This is a genomic window from Kluyvera huaxiensis, assembly GCF_040149365.1.
GTDB lineage: Bacteria > Pseudomonadota > Gammaproteobacteria > Enterobacterales > Enterobacteriaceae > Kluyvera > Kluyvera intermedia_A.
Map to the genome: position 1 here is coordinate 1 of NZ_JBEFLV010000072.1, position 271 is coordinate 271.

Sequence of the window (271 nt, forward strand, 5' to 3'; positions counted from 1 at the left end):
GTGATTCATGACTGGGGTGAAGTCGTAACAAGGTAACCGTAGGGGAACCTGCGGTTGGATCACCTCCTTACCTTAAAGAAACGTGCTTTGAAGTGTCCACACAGATTGTCTGATGAATGATGAACTTCTGAATGTACTTACGAGTGCATTAAGAAGTTTTGCTCTTTAAAAATCTTGATCAAGCTGAAAATTGAAACGACACACTGTGTCTGTTCTCCGTAATAAGAACAGATAAGCGGTGTGTTCGAGTCTCTCAAATTTTCGCAACGCG

1 rRNA gene is annotated in these 271 nt (G+C 42.1%); it reads left to right on the forward strand.

From position 1 onward, the window contains the following. Positions 1-70, forward strand: a 16S ribosomal RNA gene (locus tag ABOC97_RS23975); the annotation flags it as partial. Positions 71-271: the final 201 nt, after the last annotated feature.